Raw genomic sequence first — 14,592 nt, 5'->3', positions numbered from 1 at the left:
AGATTATAGCAAAATTTAATACCAAAAAAATATGAATATGCTATAATTCTAAGCAAAAATAAGGGCGAAAATCACACAAAATGAATAAAATTGAAAATTTTATACAAATCCTAAAAAGCAATGAAAAATGTTTTACATATGAATTTTCTGCACCACCTAGCTTTTCTTTAGACTCTTTTTTTGATGCATTACAGCAAGAAAATCTTGTTTCAAAAATTCACGCTTTTATTTGCACCGATTCACCCCTTGCCAAACTCAAGCACAATGCAATTTTAGCAAGCCTTAAACTACAAAATGCTTTTAATATCCCAAGTATTGCTACAATCTCTATGCGTGATAGAAACACTCTTGCCATTCAAAGTGAGCTTATTGGCATGAATAGTCTTGATTTGCGACTTATTTTGGCACTCACAGGCGATCCAATAAGGCATGGCAACCAACCACAAGCAAAAGGTGTTTTTGAAGGAAATAGTCTTTTATTGCTCAAAATTATTCAACAATTAAATCAAGCAAAAGATATCAACAATCACCCCATACAAGGCGATTTTAAACCTTTTTATGCTTTTAGTGTTTTAAATTCCTACTCTAATAAAAAAGAAAATCTTTATAAAAAAATGCAAGAAAAGATTCAAAATGGTGCTTCTGCGATTATCACGCAGCCCATTTATGATTTGGACATTGCACAAGAATTATTACAATGGTGCGATAAAATCAATCAAGAATCTTCTACAAACTGCACTTTGATTTTTGGCTTTTTTCCTATCACTTCTTACAAAACCGCTCTTTTTTTACACAATAAACTTCCGGGAGTTTTTATCCCGCAATCTTGGCTAGAAACTATGGAAAAAGCCTCCCACAACAACACTGAGTTAGAAATAGGATTAGAAAAGAGTCAAAGGCTTTTTGAAAATCTATGTAAGATTCAAGCAAAAATTCACCTAATGAGTTCTAATAAAGTCGATATTATCGGAAAAATTCTCAATGGTCGATAAACCTTTATTTTTATTAAGTGCTAGCCTCATTACAATTAGCATTATCTTTTCTTATTCTCTTTCTTCTTTTGCTATTCTTTATTATGATTACAATGAATTTCATTTTATGTTAAGGCAGCTTATTGCTGGAATATTAGGCATTTTACTCATGTGGGGAATCTCAAGATGCAACCCCGATGATTTTATTTTGAAACTTGGATTTTTTCTATTTTTTGGTGGAATTGTTATTATGTTTATTATGCATTTCTTGCCAGAAAGTCTCGCAACAAGTGCTGGAGGTGCGAAACGCTGGATTCGATTGCCTTTTTTCTCATTAGCACCTGTGGAATTTTTCAAAATAGGTTTTATTGTATTTTTGGCTTGGAGTTTCTCTCGCAAATTCTCTCTCATTGAAACTAAATCCCTAAAAGAAGAATTCATTACCTTTTTGCCCTATGCTTTTGTATTTTTAATTGCAGTTTATTTAATTGCCATTTTACAAAACGATTTGGGACAAATTGTCTTACTTGGAGCCACTTTGGCATTAATGATGATTTTTGCTGGCTCTTCTTTTAAGCTCTTTGTAAATCTTTTAGCTATTGCTTTTGTTTTGTTTATTTCTGTTATTATCACAAGTGCGCACCGAATAACACGCATTAAAGCGTGGTGGGCTGGAACACAAGATATGATACTTTCCTTTTTTCCACAATCTATTGCCAATTCTTTACGCATCGAAAATCTCCCTGAACCTTATCAAATCCAACATTCCCTTAATGCTATTTCAAATGGTGGAATCTTTGGGGAAGGTTTAGGGAATGGTTTAATCAAACTCGGATTTTTAAGTGAAGTGCATACAGATGTGATTCTAGCGGGAATTACCGAAGAAATAGGATTTATTGGTTTATTTTGCATAAGCCTTTTGTTTATGGCAATGATTTTTAGAATCCTAAAAATTGCCAACCGCTGCCAAAATACAATGTATTATCTTTTTTGTTCTGGAGCGGGAATTATTTTGGGCTTTTCATTTTTAATCAATGCCTTTGGGATTTCTGGCTTAATTCCCATTAAAGGAATTGCCGTCCCATTTCTAAGCTATGGAGGAAGCTCTATACTTGCCTCAAGCATTTTAGTAGGTATGGTATTATCCATTAGCAAAAGAGCAAAAATGTCCTAATTTAAGATTTTTTTTATTACAATTCCTAAAAATTTTTACCAAAAGTGAGTATTATGAAAAATATCTTAACACCCAATATTCCAGCCCTTCAAGGAAACTTTGATAAAAATATCCTATTGCAGATAACCAAAGAATACCAAACCCCTATTTTTGCTTACGATTTTGACAAAATTGAAGAATATTATCATCAATTCAAAAGTGCATTTAGTGGCAGAAAAACACTCATTTGTTACGCGCTAAAGGCTAATTCCAACTTAAGCGTTGTCAAAAAACTTGCTTCTTTAGAAAGCGGTGCAGATTGTGTCTCTTTGGGAGAAATTAAGCGTGCAATTTTAGCAGGAATCCCACCTTATAAAATCATTTATAGTGGCGTAGGCAAACAAGAAGAAGAAATCAAAGAAGCTATCAAACTTGGGATTCTCTTTATCAATATCGAAAGCAAAGCAGAGCTTTTTAAAGTCGAATCTATCGCAAAAAGCTTAAATACAAAGGCAAGAATCTCTATACGCGTCAATCCAGATATTGACCCACAAACACACCCTTACATTTCTACTGGCTTAAAAGAAAATAAGTTTGGTATTGAAATCCAAGAAGCAAAAAGCCTGTATTTACACGCTCATAAATCTGAATTTTTAGAGCCAATAGGAATCCATTTTCACATTGGAAGTCAGCTTACCAAACTCCAACCCATTTATGAATCAGCACAAAAAATTGCCAAACTTGTGCATAGCCTTTTGGCTTTAAAAATTGATATTAAATTTTTTGATATTGGGGGAGGATTAGGCATTACTTATAGTGATGAAACTACTATTAATCCCTATGATTATGCACAAAGTATCTTAGAATGTCTTAGAGGCTTAGATTTGACTATTATCTGTGAGCCCGGTAGATTTATTATCGGAAATGCCGGTGTTTTTTTAGTCAAAGTCCTTTATGAAAAAATTTCTCAAAATAAGCGTTTTGTCATCGTTGATGGTGCCATGAATGACTTAATACGCCCTAGTCTTTATAATGCCTACCACCAAATTATTCCTCTAATCCAATCACAAGGTGAAAAAAGTCCTGCAGATATCGTAGGTCCAATTTGTGAGAGTGGAGATTATTTAGGCAAAAACATAGAGCTTCCTCCACTTAAAGAAGGTGATATTTTGGCTATCTTAAGCAGCGGTGCTTATGGATTTAGTATGTCAAGTAATTATAATACGCGTCCAAGATGTGCTGAAGTAGCTATCTCACAAGGCAAAATAAAACTCATTAGAAAAAGAGAGACTTTCGAAGATTTAATTGCATTAGAAAAAGATTTAATGGGAGATTTTTGATGAAACTGCAACAATTTCGCGAAGAAATCAACAAAATTGATGATAAAATTTTAGAACTTTTAGAAAAACGCATGGAAATTGTCAAACAAATAGGCAAAATCAAAATGCAGGGCAATACCCCAATTTACCGCCCAGAAAGAGAAAAAGAAATTATTGATAGACTAATAAGCAAAAAACCCCTACTTCTTACCAAAAATGCCATTGAATCTATTTATTTAGAAATTTTTGCGGTTAGTCGCAACCTTGAATTACCCGAACGCGTAGCCTATCTTGGTCCTATTGGAAGCTACACACACCAAGCAGCAGAAAGCCGTTTTGGGGCAATGTGTGAGTATTTTTCTCACAATACTATCACTTCTGCTATTAAAAGCGTAGAAGAATCTAGAGCAAGTTATGCTGTTATCCCTATTGAAAACAATCAAAATGGAGCCGTTGGCGAAACACTAGATTTATTGAAAGATACTAATCTCAAAATAGTAGCAGAAATTTATATGCCAATCCATCACTGCTTTGCAAGCATTTCCCAAAAACTTCAAGATATAAAAATTATCTATTCTAAAGATATCGCTTTTGGGCAATGTTATAATTTCTTAAACGAGCACAGCCTAGATCATATCCAAAGAATCCCCGTAGATTCTACTGCAAAAGCAGCACAACTTGCATCACAAAACCCACAATGTGCGGCAATTTGTTCTCATATTGCAGCAAAACTTTATAATGTCCCTGTTTTATTTGAAAATATCGAAGATAGTGCTGGAAATAAAACGCGTTTTATCATCGTGAGCAATTTTAAAAACCAAAGTTGTGGAAAAGATAAAACTTCTATCTTTGCAAATCTTACCAACACAGGCAAACCCGGAGCGCTTTATAATTTACTTTATGATATTAGAGATTTAAATATCAATATGACTTCAATCCAATCTCGTCCAACTCACACCGATGATGATTTTAGATATTGTTTTTTTATTGACATTGATGGGCATATTGATGATAATAATGTAAGCGAATTATTCAAACGCTACCCCAATGAATTAAAATGGCTGGGTAGCTACTTGAAAAATTAATTCAATAAATAATATAATAAAACTTTAAAAACCAAGGAGTAAAAATGGCTGAAGAAGCACAAAAAGATTCTAAATTATCTAATCTCAAACAAAATAAAATGATTTTATTTATTATTATTGGCGTTGTTGCACTACTTCTGATTATTCTTATAATCGTTGGAATTTTAATCTTTAGTGGCGACAAAGAAGAATCTCAACCACAATCCAATCAACCACTTCAAAGTGCAGCCTCCAAAAGTAGCACAGCAAATCCAAATAGCTCACTTTTAAGCGTTGGACCAATGTATCCACTTGAGCAATTCATTGTTAATTTAGTCTCAACAGGCGGAGGGAAACGCTATCTTAAAACTTCCATTGCTTTAGAAATGAGTATCGCAGAAATGCAACCCGAATTAGATAGCAAGGTAGATATTTTACGCGATACGATTATTACTATTTTAAGCGATAAAACTTTTGAAGAAATTCAAACCACTAGAGGCAAACAAAAACTAAAAGAAGAGATTCTAGCTCGCATTAATGAATTTTTAGTGGATGGTAGAATCGTTAATGTATTTTTCACTGACTTTGTGGTGCAATAGGCTTGATTGAAATTGGCATAGATTTAGTCGCGATTGCTCGCTTTGAATCTTTTATTCAAAAATTTGGAGAAAAAGGGCTTTTAAAATTTCTCAATCCCCAAGAAATTACATTTATCAAAACCGCTCAAAATGCCGCTGGCTTTTGGGCTGCCAAAGAAGCTTGCTCAAAAGCCCTCAAATGCGGTATTTCCAAAGAACTCGGCTTCCATGATATTCTTATTTCCAAATCCCCAAAAGGTGCCCCTCTTTTAACCCTCAAAGAAGAAAAAATGCTTTATTTTAATGTTTCTTATTTAAGCCTCTCCATTTCCCATGATAGCGGATTTGCAATCGCAGCAGTGGTTGCAAATTTTAATAACTAATCAAAACTTATATTTTTATAATCTTTAAAATACTATAATTAAAAGTTTAATCAAAATTTTAAGGATTTTTGTGCTTAGGTTATGTTCCTCTTCTCTTAGCAGACAGCAGATTCTAAAAGAACATAAAATACCTTTTATACAATGCGATAATAACTTTGATGAAGAGACTTTAACACACACTAATCCAAAAAATTTTGTTTATAATGCAACACTCAAAAAGTATAAAAACGCCCTCCATTCCTATGGACTTGAAATGCCGCTTTTGGTTGCAGATACCGTCATTGATTGTATGGGAAACCTGCAAAGGAAAGCAAAAAATAAAGATGAAGCGAGACTTTTTTTGCATGCACAAAGTGGCAATTCCATCGAGATTCTTACCTGTATGATTCTCCACTCTAGGGATTTTTATTTTCTCAATCTTAGTCAAACTCACTATGATTTTGTAGCATTTGATGCTCAAGATGTAGAAAATTACCTCCAAAGCAATCAATGGCAAAATAAAGCCGGTGCTGTAATGGTAGAAGGATTCCATCAAAAATACATCAAAAAGCAAATCGGAAATACTTCTAATGCCATGGGATTGCATTTTGAAGCACTTAAGCCTTTTTTGGAGAATCTTTGATGAATATTACAATGGTTGGAGTTATGCTGGCTACTTCACTTGTTATAGGGCTTTTAGGACTTATTGCATTTCTTTGGGGTCTCAAAAATGGACAATTTGATGATGAAAAGAAAATGATGCAAGGCGTTTTGTTTGATAGTGAAGAAGATTTACGCCATGCTGCAAATAATAAACCAAACAAAAAGGATAAAAAATGAAAGAAATTTATGATATAGCAATTATTGGAGGTGGTCCCGGTGGTATCGCCTCTGCAGTAGAATCAGTGATTTTAGGAATCAATAATGTTGTATTGTTTGAAAAAGGAGAAAACCATTCAACAACTATTCGCAAATTTTATAAAGATAATAAACGCGTAGATAAAGATTATAAAGGACAAAAAGTTGAACTTAATGGCAATATTTATTTTTGCGATGGAACAAAAGAAAGCACATTAGATTTATTTAGCAAAATTATTCAAGAAAACGCCTTTGAAGCACACTTTCAAACAGAAGTAGAATCCATTAAGCAAGAAAAAGAATATTTTGTAATCCAAACCACACAAAATACTTCAATCAAGGCAAAATTTATCATTATCTCTATTGGGAAAATGGGACAACCAAACAAACCTTCCTACCCTATCCCAAGCTCTATTAGAAGCCTTGTAAATTTTAATGCTAATAGTTGTCAAGATGGCGAAAAAATCCTTGTTGTTGGCGGTGGAAACTCTGCTGTAGAATATGCCTGCATTTTAAGTGAAACTAATCCCACAACACTTAATTACAGACGCACAGAATTCTCACGCATCAATGAAGTCAATAAAGAAAACTTAGAATCTTGCATAAAAGCCAACAAAATCTCCCCAAAATTAGGCATAGATATCCAAAGCCTTGAAGATGATAATGGAAAGCCCAAAGTCAATTTTACTGATGGCACAAGTGAAACTTATGATAGAATCATCTATGCAATCGGTGGAATGGCTCCTGTTGATTTTCTCAAAAAATGCAATCTAAAGCTAGATGAAAATGGAATCCCACTCATCGATGAAAATCACCAAAGTTCAATTGACAAAATTTATATCGCAGGGGATATTTTATTTAAAAATGGAGGCTCGATTGCAGCTGCATTAAATCATGGTTTTCATATTGTGCAAGAAATTAAAAAAAGGCTTTAATTTTTAAATCTTAAAGTTTATTTTACATAGATTCTGCTAGAATCCATACTTTATTTTTTAATTTCCAAGGATTAAATATGGCAAAAAGATGCTTTTTTAGTGGCAAAGGTCCAATGGTCGGCAATAATGTAAGTCACGCAAACAATAAAACAAAAAAACGCTCACTACCAAATTTAAGAGTAGTTAGAATTAAACTAGAAGATGGAACTAGTGCAAAAGTAAGAATTGCTGCTTCCACTTTAAGAACTATGAAAAAACGCTCTTAATCCTAAATTTAGGATTAAGCAGTGGCATTTGAAAAACTCAAAAAACTTCTTCATTGGGAAGGAACGCAAAAGCCAGATATTGATTTATCCGGTTTATTATACGAACAACTCAAACCTTTTCGACTGCCTTTTATTTTACTTTTTTTAGGATTATTACTTAGCACACTTGGTTACATTGTCATCACTGATTACACACTTATTGAGGCTTTCTTTCAAAGTTCTTATACTTTTACTACAACAGGATTTGGGGCTTTAAAAGAAAGTGAATTTGATGCTTTAGATATTATTTACACTGCCATTGTAATGCTTGCAGGTTCTGCTGTTTTAAGTTTTTGCGTCATTGGTGTAATCGATATTTTAAATCGAGGAAAACTTATTTCTGTTATTAAGGAACGCAGTATGATTTACAAAATAGCGCGTCTAAAAAATCACTTCATCATTTGTTATCACAACGAATACACAATCCAACTCTCACAGCAATTTAGGGAAGCACATATTCCCTTTGTTGTCGTGGATAACAACAATTCTTTAGAGGATATTGCCCTAAAATACCGCTATCCCTTTTTTATCAATGAGGACCCCTTAGAAGAAATTGCGATGCTCAAATGCCATTTATCTAGTGCTAGAGGGGTTATTGCACTTTCAAATAATATTGCAGATAATATAGCTCAAATTGTTTCTGTAAGATTATATGAAAAAGAACTGGGAAGAAAACCTTACTTCATTATTGCTAATGCTAATAACAACGAAGAAGAAGAAAAGCTCAAAAAATTAGGTGCAGATTGCGTTGTTTCCCCTTCTAAGCTTTTTGCACAAAGAGTGAATGCTATGGCAACTCGCCCTGATATGGAAAATCTCTTAGAGCGTTTTGCATACCAAAAAGACACTCCACTTGACTTAGAAGAAATCGTTGTCCCTCGCTATTCTTGGTTAGTTCTAAAAAAACTCAAAGAATCTCACTTAAGAGAAATCACACAAACTTCTATTGTAGGCATTACCCAAAAAGATGGCAAATTTATCTCCATGCCTAATGGAGATACGCTTGTAACAAGTGAATGCAAATTGCTTGTCATTGGCACTTCACATGGAATACGCCTAACCAAACAACTTGTATCCAAAAAAGACAAACCAGAGGAGTTAAAATATGTTTAATCTTTTCCCTATTGACAATGGAGTTTGTGCTCCAGAAGGCTTTTATTGCGATGGTGTTAGTGCTGGATTGAAAGCAAATTCTCAATTAGATCTTGCTTTTATTTACGCTGATTCTTTATGCGATGTTGAGGCAATCTTCACTCAAAATAAATTTTGTGCTGCACCCATTATGCACTACAAAGAATATCAAGAGGGATTTAAAACGAATTTCATTTTGATAAATTCCAAAAATGCCAATGCACTAACCGGCAATGAAGGTATCAATAACATCAAAGAAGTTTTATCCACTCTCCAACAAATGTTCCCTAATGTTACAAATCCAATAATGAGTTCTACTGGCACCATTGGCGTCCAACTCCCAAAAGAAAAAATCATCTCCGCTTTTCCTTTATTCAAACTTGATACAAAAAACAATCAAAATGCCGCTAACGCAATTATGACCACTGATAGATTTAATAAAACTATTGCTTTTGAAGTTTTTTTAGATGATGGTAAGAGTTTTAGAATCGGTGCTATATGCAAAGGTGCTGGTATGATTAATCCAAGTTTGGCTACTATGCTTTGTTTTATCACCACTGATGCTGCAATTCCAAAAGAAGATATGCGCCCACTTCTCTTAAAAGCCTCAAAAACTACTTTTAACGCCATTAGTGTAGATGGCGATACTTCGACAAATGATACTATTCTTTTGCTAACTAACCACAAAAGTGGAGTTTATCACAAGGAAGCATTTTTATTTGCATTAGAAAAACTAATGCACAAACTCGCCACAGATATAGTTCGCGATGGGGAAGGAGCAACCAAATTAGTTGCATTTGAAATCAAAGGGGCTAAAACACAACAAGAAGCAGAAAAATGTGCCAAAGCCCTTAGTCAATCCCTTCTTGTAAAAACTGCACTTTTTGGTTGTGATCCAAATTGGGGAAGAATCGCATCTACAATTGGAGCAAGTGGAATTGAATGCAGTCCTGAAACCTTAGAAATTTATTTTGATGATATTTGTGTTTATTCCAAAGGAAAAATACTATTTGATGATATCAACGAAGAAAAAGCCACAAGAATCCTCAAACAAGATTCTTTTAAAATATTATGCGATATTGGTTTAGGCAAAGAATCTTTTATCGCTTATGGTTGTGATTTGGGGTATGATTATGTCAAAATTAATGCAGATTATCGCACTTAAAAGAATCTCAATGTATTCTTGAATTCTTAAGGCAATTTTGTTTATAATATAATTTTAAAACAAGGAGAACAAATGCTACACGAATATAGAGATGAGATTAGTGTCCTCAAACAAGAAAATGCACATTTTGCAAAGATTTTTGACGAGCATAATGAATTAGACCAAAAAATTCAAGACATTAGCGAAGGTAGAGAGTATGCTACAGATACACAATTAGCAGAACTCAAAAAAAGAAAGCTTAGCTTGAAAGATGAAGCTTTAGCGATGATTATGGACTACAAAGAATCAAAGAAATAATTACAAGCCCTTTTTGTGGGCTTTTATCACCTTTTTATGCCATTTTTTATAACTTTTTGAAACATCTCTCAAAGAAATCCCTATAATCTCTGGAATCTCATAAATATGATTTTTCGCTATTAATACCTTTAGATTCTTAAAATTTTTTCTATCTACTTTAAAACTAAGTAAAATTTCCTCTTCGCAATTAAGTTTTTCTTCCCAAAAATAATAACTTTCTATTGCCATTCTCTGCACACATGAGACAAATCCACTCTCCATTGCCCTAGATATTAAAATCTTAGCATTTTCACTTGTTGTTGTCGTTTGCAATAACATCAATCCCAAACTTTATTCCTTCGATCTTTTCTTATCTCTTTCTTCTTGCGCCTTTTTCTTTTCTTCTCTACGCAATTGCTCAATATTCATCTGTCTTTCTTTGGATTTTCTGAATTTATCTAAATATTCCTGCCTTTCAGTTGGGCTTTGATAGGAAATAGGACGGATGAAAAATATCACCAACATCAAAATAAAAAAGAATATCGCAGTTTCCTGATTTGAAGTTAGCTTGTACCAAACCATTGCAATAATAAGCGAGGTAATAACCTTAAATAATACAACCATCTTAAAGCATCTTTGGGGAAATATTATGTTTAAAAAACATCAAATCTTGAGCATTGCATTCTTTAAATAAAGCCAAAAAAACTTGAGGAATGTATAAAATTGGCACTTCCAAATCATCACGACCTGCATTTTTTTTGATTTTCTTAGAATGCCCATCTAAAAGCTCGAAATTTCCAATATTAGGCGTCATAATAAAATCAACTCCACAATCAACCATTTCATAATAATCCTTCCCACCCATTTTGTAAGCCATATCCTTATTAATATGCAGCAAATAATCATAGCTATCTTTATAAAAAGGATAGATTTTTGCACCCAAAAGATTCTCAAATTTTTCTACAATATAAGTCTCTTTAACCATACTCTCTAATTCTCTATCTAGCAAAAAGGCGCACTTAAATCCCTCCCAAGTTCTTTTTTGATTATCCCTCACAAAAGCTTGCAAAACAATCTCTGGTGCAAAGACAAAAGCATCTTCTAGCTCCAAAATATCGATTTCCCCCATTTTTTTATTCAATTCTTCCTTAAAATTAGAATGCATAAAATATTTTTTAAAAACCTTTTTAATAGCCAACAAACTTTGACTATCGCACACTAATAATTTCATTTTTTGCTTTTTTGCATTATTTAGTGCTTGCAGAATCTTTCCATAATACTCCACTTCATTTACAAGAGGTAATAAACGATTTTCACAGGCTATCTCCCATATCTCTGCGATTGGAATCTGCAATTTTTCAAAAAGCTTTTTCACATTCTCCTTTAAAATAGAGGCACTTTGATTATAAAAATGATTATGCCACAATATTAACTTATCCATTTTCTTCCCTTATGCAATGTGTTCCAAAAGTCGTTTTTTTATCGTTTGAATCTCTCTAGTTTGACATTTATTTAGCACAATCTTTTTTAATTCCCATAAATAATGATTGATTGTATCATATTTTGGAAATATATAAATCTCAAGATTCAATGCCATCAAAACATTCTGATAATCCTTGGAGATAAATTCCAATATTTCCGCATTTTCCTCTTCTTGATAGAGAAAATAAGCCAATATAAAAAACACTTCACCACAATACTCTTCACACTCTACACTCAAAGGCGTTGCATAAGCAAACGGCAAGAAGGAAATCAAAAACTCTCTTTCACGCTTCAGCCCAAATTCCTCCAAATCTTCCATTTTTTTCAAAAAAGGCTCTTCATTGATTACCAAATCATAAAGAGCCAACGAAGAATTTAATGGTTCAATTTTCCACTCCAGCCCAAACTTCCTTACCAATTCTCCAATAGTTAATTTAAAATCAAATACAACAACGCCATTAATTTTAAATCCATAGGCTTTATAAGAATACTCCAAAATATTCTTTTGGACAATCTCCAACAGACAAGCAAGAGAATCTTCTTCATCAATCTTGACTTGCATTTTTGCAAAATAAGGCAGATAATCCCTCTCTACATTAAAACGAAATAGCTTTAATTTTAATCTTTTCTCCATAAACCACCTCCAAATCTCGCCATACAACGCACTATTTTTTAAACTTATGATTTTTAGGGTTTGACAATAAAGCCCTCATTGAGCTATTTACCCCATCATCTTCCTTTTCTATTCCCTCTTTGGCTTCAATAAAAGTTGCCAAAAGATTAATATAAATGCAAAAATCTGAGCGGATATCTTCATCATTAGGCAATAAAATTTGCACAATGGATTCCAATGGAGTTGTTACAAAACTACCCAAATTTTCTTCTCCAAAACCGGCTTCAAAATAAAGATTCTTTTCATCCATCTCCAAACTCTCAAAAGTATAACCCGCCAAAATAAACACTGTCAAATCACTAAAAGCCTCCCGAATCTCGCGTGGAAGTTCTGGTTCAAATTTCACGCACGATACATTACACACTATCGAAAAATTCACCTTTTTTTGAATGAGATATTTCAATATTTCATAGCAATGCGTTTTTTGCATTCCCCTAAACTTCTTATCATACAATAAATTTTCTAACCCCATCATCCAACCTTTATAAAATCTCTTTTAAACCCTGCATTAATCTCTTAACCTCACAAATACCAATCTTCCAAAAATCATCATCTTCGATATCCAAGCCAAAGATTCCCACCAATTCTCTTGGTGATTGACTACCGCCAAGACTTAAAAATTTCTCATATTTATTTACAAAATCTTGCCCTTCTTTCCTATATACTCCAAAAAGAGCCATTACTAAAAGTTGCCCATAACTATACGCATAACAATAAAAAGGCGTGTGAATAAAATGTGGAATATAAGACCACCAACAACTATAATTTTGTGTCAAAACTACGCTTTTGCCAAACATTTTTTGATTTTCTTCTTGCCATATTTGACTAAATTCATCTACGCTTAATTCACCTTCTTTTTGATGCACTCTTCTTTCAAAATTAGTAAAAACATTCTGTCTAAAAAGTGTCGCAAAAATATCTTCTAACTTACTTGCATAAAGGGCGATTTTTTCCTCCCTTGAAAGCATATTTTTCATTTTTTCAAACAAAAGCATCTCAGCAAAAACAGATGCAGTTTCGGCTGTTGTCAAAGGGGTATCTGCATTGAGATAACCTACCCCATAAGATAAATATTGATGGATTGTGTGTCCAAGTTCATGTGCCATTGTAAAAACATCTCGACGCCTATTAGTGTGATTTAACATCAAATAAGGATGCACACTTGGCACTGCACCATGGCTAAAAGCTCCTCCACGCTTATTTTCTCTAGGGTGAGAATCTATCCAGCCCTCATCAAAAGCACGTTTTGCAATCTCATAAAATCTAGGTGAAAACTCCAAAAAAGTTTCCAAGACAAGCTTTTTTGATTCTTCATAAGAAAACTCCGAATCTTCACTGCACAAAAGAGGTGCATAGCGATCATAATCATACAAAGTCTCTAGCCCCAAAAGCTGTATTTTGAGCTTATAATATTCCTCTACCACCCCCACAGAATCATTGATGGTTTGCACCATAATATCTACACTTTTTTGTGTAATTTGGTTATCAATATGCCGAGATTCTTCTAAATTGCTATAACCTCTAAGTTCTGCTGAAATTTTCAAATCTTTACGCACCACATTATAAATATAAGCCAACAATTCGAGATTTTTACTCAAAGTTTCACTTAGAGATTGTGCGGCTTCTTTCCGCGTTTCTCTATTTTTATCATAAAGTAAGCTCAATACTTCTTCTTCACTCACTTCCTTATCTTGAAACTTAAATCTCAAAGCACTCAAATGCTCATCAAATAGCCTCTTAAAGCTATCTACCCCCACAGGTTGCATTTTAAGCAAAACTTTTTCTTCGGGCAAAGTGAGCTGATGTTTTGCATTTTTAGCCAATAATTCCAAGAAATAACTATACTTTTTACATTGCTTAATAAAAGCACTTTGAATATTATTTGGCAAAGCATTAAATTCAATTTCAAAAAATAATAATTTTTCTTGAGCTTTATTGACTTCCATTTCGCATTTAGAGAGAAATGCTCCCTCTTTTGTATTAGCAGCAAAGCATAAATAAGCATAAGTCATAACACAAGAAAGATTCTCGCAAATCCCTTCATACTCTCTGAGCATTTTTTCAAATTCCAAAGGTTGCAAACTAGCCATTTGATTTTTATACTTATCTTCAAACTTTTGAGAATTTTTTATATTTTCTTGAATATTATTCTCCAAGATTTCTTTACTTTCAAAAAGCGGTTTTAAATTCCATTTATCCATACCAATAACCTTAAAAATCCATAATATTTTTTACATTTGTAATCTACACAAATACACTTTTATTGCTTAGTATTATACCTTAACTCTAGTAAAAAATATGATAAATTTTGATTTGGGGA

General features: G+C 33.2%; 19 protein-coding genes. 13 read left to right on the top strand and 6 right to left on the bottom strand.

Features of this window, described 5'->3' with window-relative positions; all coding sequences use genetic code 11:
• Nucleotides 1-80 precede the first annotated feature (80 nt).
• The 13 genes from JJQ98_RS04255 (at nt 81) to JJQ98_RS04195 (ending at nt 10,138) form a co-directional block, all read left to right on the top strand.
• Nucleotides 81-992: a methylenetetrahydrofolate reductase gene (locus JJQ98_RS04255; RefSeq protein ID WP_151104801.1), complete on the top strand. Its 912-nt coding sequence runs from the start codon at nt 81-83 to the stop codon at nt 990-992.
• Entirely contained in the window at nt 982-2,145 is a 1,164-nt protein-coding gene (locus tag JJQ98_RS04250; RefSeq protein WP_040500136.1) for an FtsW/RodA/SpoVE family cell cycle protein, read from the top strand. The genes JJQ98_RS04255 and JJQ98_RS04250 overlap by 11 nt, the downstream gene beginning before the upstream one ends.
• 116 nt (nt 2,146-2,261) lie before the next feature.
• The gene (gene lysA, locus JJQ98_RS04245; protein WP_151104848.1) at nt 2,262-3,464 is read left to right on the top strand and encodes a diaminopimelate decarboxylase; all 1,203 of its coding nucleotides are present in this window, start codon (nt 2,262-2,264) and stop codon (nt 3,462-3,464) included.
• Entirely contained in the window at nt 3,464-4,528 is a 1,065-nt protein-coding gene (gene pheA, locus JJQ98_RS04240; RefSeq protein WP_040500137.1) for a prephenate dehydratase, read from the top strand. The genes lysA and pheA overlap by 1 nt, the downstream gene beginning before the upstream one ends.
• A 44-nt stretch (nt 4,529-4,572) precedes the next feature.
• Nucleotides 4,573-5,106, top strand: a complete 534-nt coding sequence (gene fliL / locus JJQ98_RS04235) for a flagellar basal body-associated protein FliL (protein WP_005023181.1) — start codon at nt 4,573-4,575, stop codon at nt 5,104-5,106.
• Between the two features lie 2 nt (nt 5,107-5,108).
• Nucleotides 5,109-5,468 (top strand): holo-ACP synthase, encoded by a 360-nt coding sequence (gene acpS, locus JJQ98_RS04230; protein ID WP_065830601.1) that lies wholly within the window; start codon nt 5,109-5,111, stop codon nt 5,466-5,468.
• Nucleotides 5,469-5,538: 70 nt separating this feature from the next.
• Nucleotides 5,539-6,090 carry a septum formation inhibitor Maf gene (gene maf, locus JJQ98_RS04225; RefSeq protein ID WP_065827843.1) on the top strand — a complete coding sequence of 184 codons (552 nt, stop codon included), beginning with the start codon at nt 5,539-5,541 and terminating at the stop codon, nt 6,088-6,090.
• The gene (gene ccoS, locus JJQ98_RS04220) at nt 6,090-6,287 is read left to right on the top strand and encodes a cbb3-type cytochrome oxidase assembly protein CcoS (protein WP_054195724.1); all 198 of its coding nucleotides are present in this window, start codon (nt 6,090-6,092) and stop codon (nt 6,285-6,287) included. The genes maf and ccoS overlap by 1 nt, the downstream gene beginning before the upstream one ends.
• The gene (locus JJQ98_RS04215) at nt 6,284-7,240 is read left to right on the top strand and encodes an NAD(P)-binding domain-containing protein (protein ID WP_005023189.1); all 957 of its coding nucleotides are present in this window, start codon (nt 6,284-6,286) and stop codon (nt 7,238-7,240) included. Before ccoS ends, JJQ98_RS04215 begins: the two co-directional genes overlap by 4 nt.
• Before the next feature lie 77 nt (nt 7,241-7,317).
• Nucleotides 7,318-7,506: a 50S ribosomal protein L28 gene (rpmB, locus tag JJQ98_RS04210; protein ID WP_005023191.1), complete on the top strand. Its 189-nt coding sequence runs from the start codon at nt 7,318-7,320 to the stop codon at nt 7,504-7,506.
• Nucleotides 7,507-7,527: 21 nt separating this feature from the next.
• Nucleotides 7,528-8,658 carry a potassium channel family protein gene (locus JJQ98_RS04205; RefSeq protein ID WP_005023193.1) on the top strand — a complete coding sequence of 377 codons (1,131 nt, stop codon included), beginning with the start codon at nt 7,528-7,530 and terminating at the stop codon, nt 8,656-8,658.
• Nucleotides 8,651-9,841, top strand: coding sequence for a bifunctional glutamate N-acetyltransferase/amino-acid acetyltransferase ArgJ (argJ, locus tag JJQ98_RS04200; protein WP_054198554.1), 1,191 nt, complete (start codon nt 8,651-8,653; stop codon nt 9,839-9,841). The genes JJQ98_RS04205 and argJ overlap by 8 nt, the downstream gene beginning before the upstream one ends.
• A 72-nt stretch (nt 9,842-9,913) precedes the next feature.
• Nucleotides 9,914-10,138, top strand: coding sequence for an HP1242/YdcH family protein (locus tag JJQ98_RS04195; RefSeq protein WP_005023197.1), 225 nt, complete (start codon nt 9,914-9,916; stop codon nt 10,136-10,138).
• Here the strand turns inward: JJQ98_RS04195 and cutA are convergent, their stop codons facing one another.
• The 6 genes from cutA to JJQ98_RS04165 are packed head-to-tail and all read right to left on the bottom strand — an operon-like array spanning nt 10,139 to nt 14,473.
• Nucleotides 10,139-10,456 (bottom strand): divalent cation tolerance protein CutA, encoded by a 318-nt coding sequence (gene cutA / locus JJQ98_RS04190; protein ID WP_233711740.1) that lies wholly within the window; start codon nt 10,454-10,456, stop codon nt 10,139-10,141. It lies immediately after the preceding gene.
• A gap of 12 nt (nt 10,457-10,468) precedes the next feature.
• Entirely contained in the window at nt 10,469-10,741 is a 273-nt protein-coding gene (locus tag JJQ98_RS04185; protein ID WP_060661838.1) for a hypothetical protein, read from the bottom strand.
• A 1-nt stretch (nt 10,742) separates the two neighbouring features.
• The gene (locus JJQ98_RS04180) at nt 10,743-11,558 is read right to left on the bottom strand and encodes an HdrB C-terminal domain-containing protein (protein WP_151104802.1); all 816 of its coding nucleotides are present in this window, start codon (nt 11,556-11,558) and stop codon (nt 10,743-10,745) included.
• 9 nt (nt 11,559-11,567) lie between these two features.
• Nucleotides 11,568-12,233 carry a DUF5644 domain-containing protein gene (locus tag JJQ98_RS04175; protein ID WP_104719337.1) on the bottom strand — a complete coding sequence of 222 codons (666 nt, stop codon included), beginning with the start codon at nt 12,231-12,233 and terminating at the stop codon, nt 11,568-11,570.
• A gap of 31 nt (nt 12,234-12,264) precedes the next feature.
• Nucleotides 12,265-12,744, bottom strand: coding sequence for a hypothetical protein (locus JJQ98_RS04170; protein ID WP_005023207.1), 480 nt, complete (start codon nt 12,742-12,744; stop codon nt 12,265-12,267).
• Between the two features lie 10 nt (nt 12,745-12,754).
• Complete coding sequence (locus JJQ98_RS04165; protein WP_151104803.1) at nt 12,755-14,473, bottom strand: M3 family oligoendopeptidase; 1,719 nt, start codon at nt 14,471-14,473, stop codon at nt 12,755-12,757.
• Nucleotides 14,474-14,592: the final 119 nt, after the last annotated feature.

This window comes from Helicobacter pullorum NCTC 12824 (assembly GCF_017979475.1).
GTDB classification, from domain to species: domain Bacteria; phylum Campylobacterota; class Campylobacteria; order Campylobacterales; family Helicobacteraceae; genus Helicobacter_D; species Helicobacter_D pullorum.
This window is presented reverse-complemented; position numbering and strand designations above follow the sequence as displayed.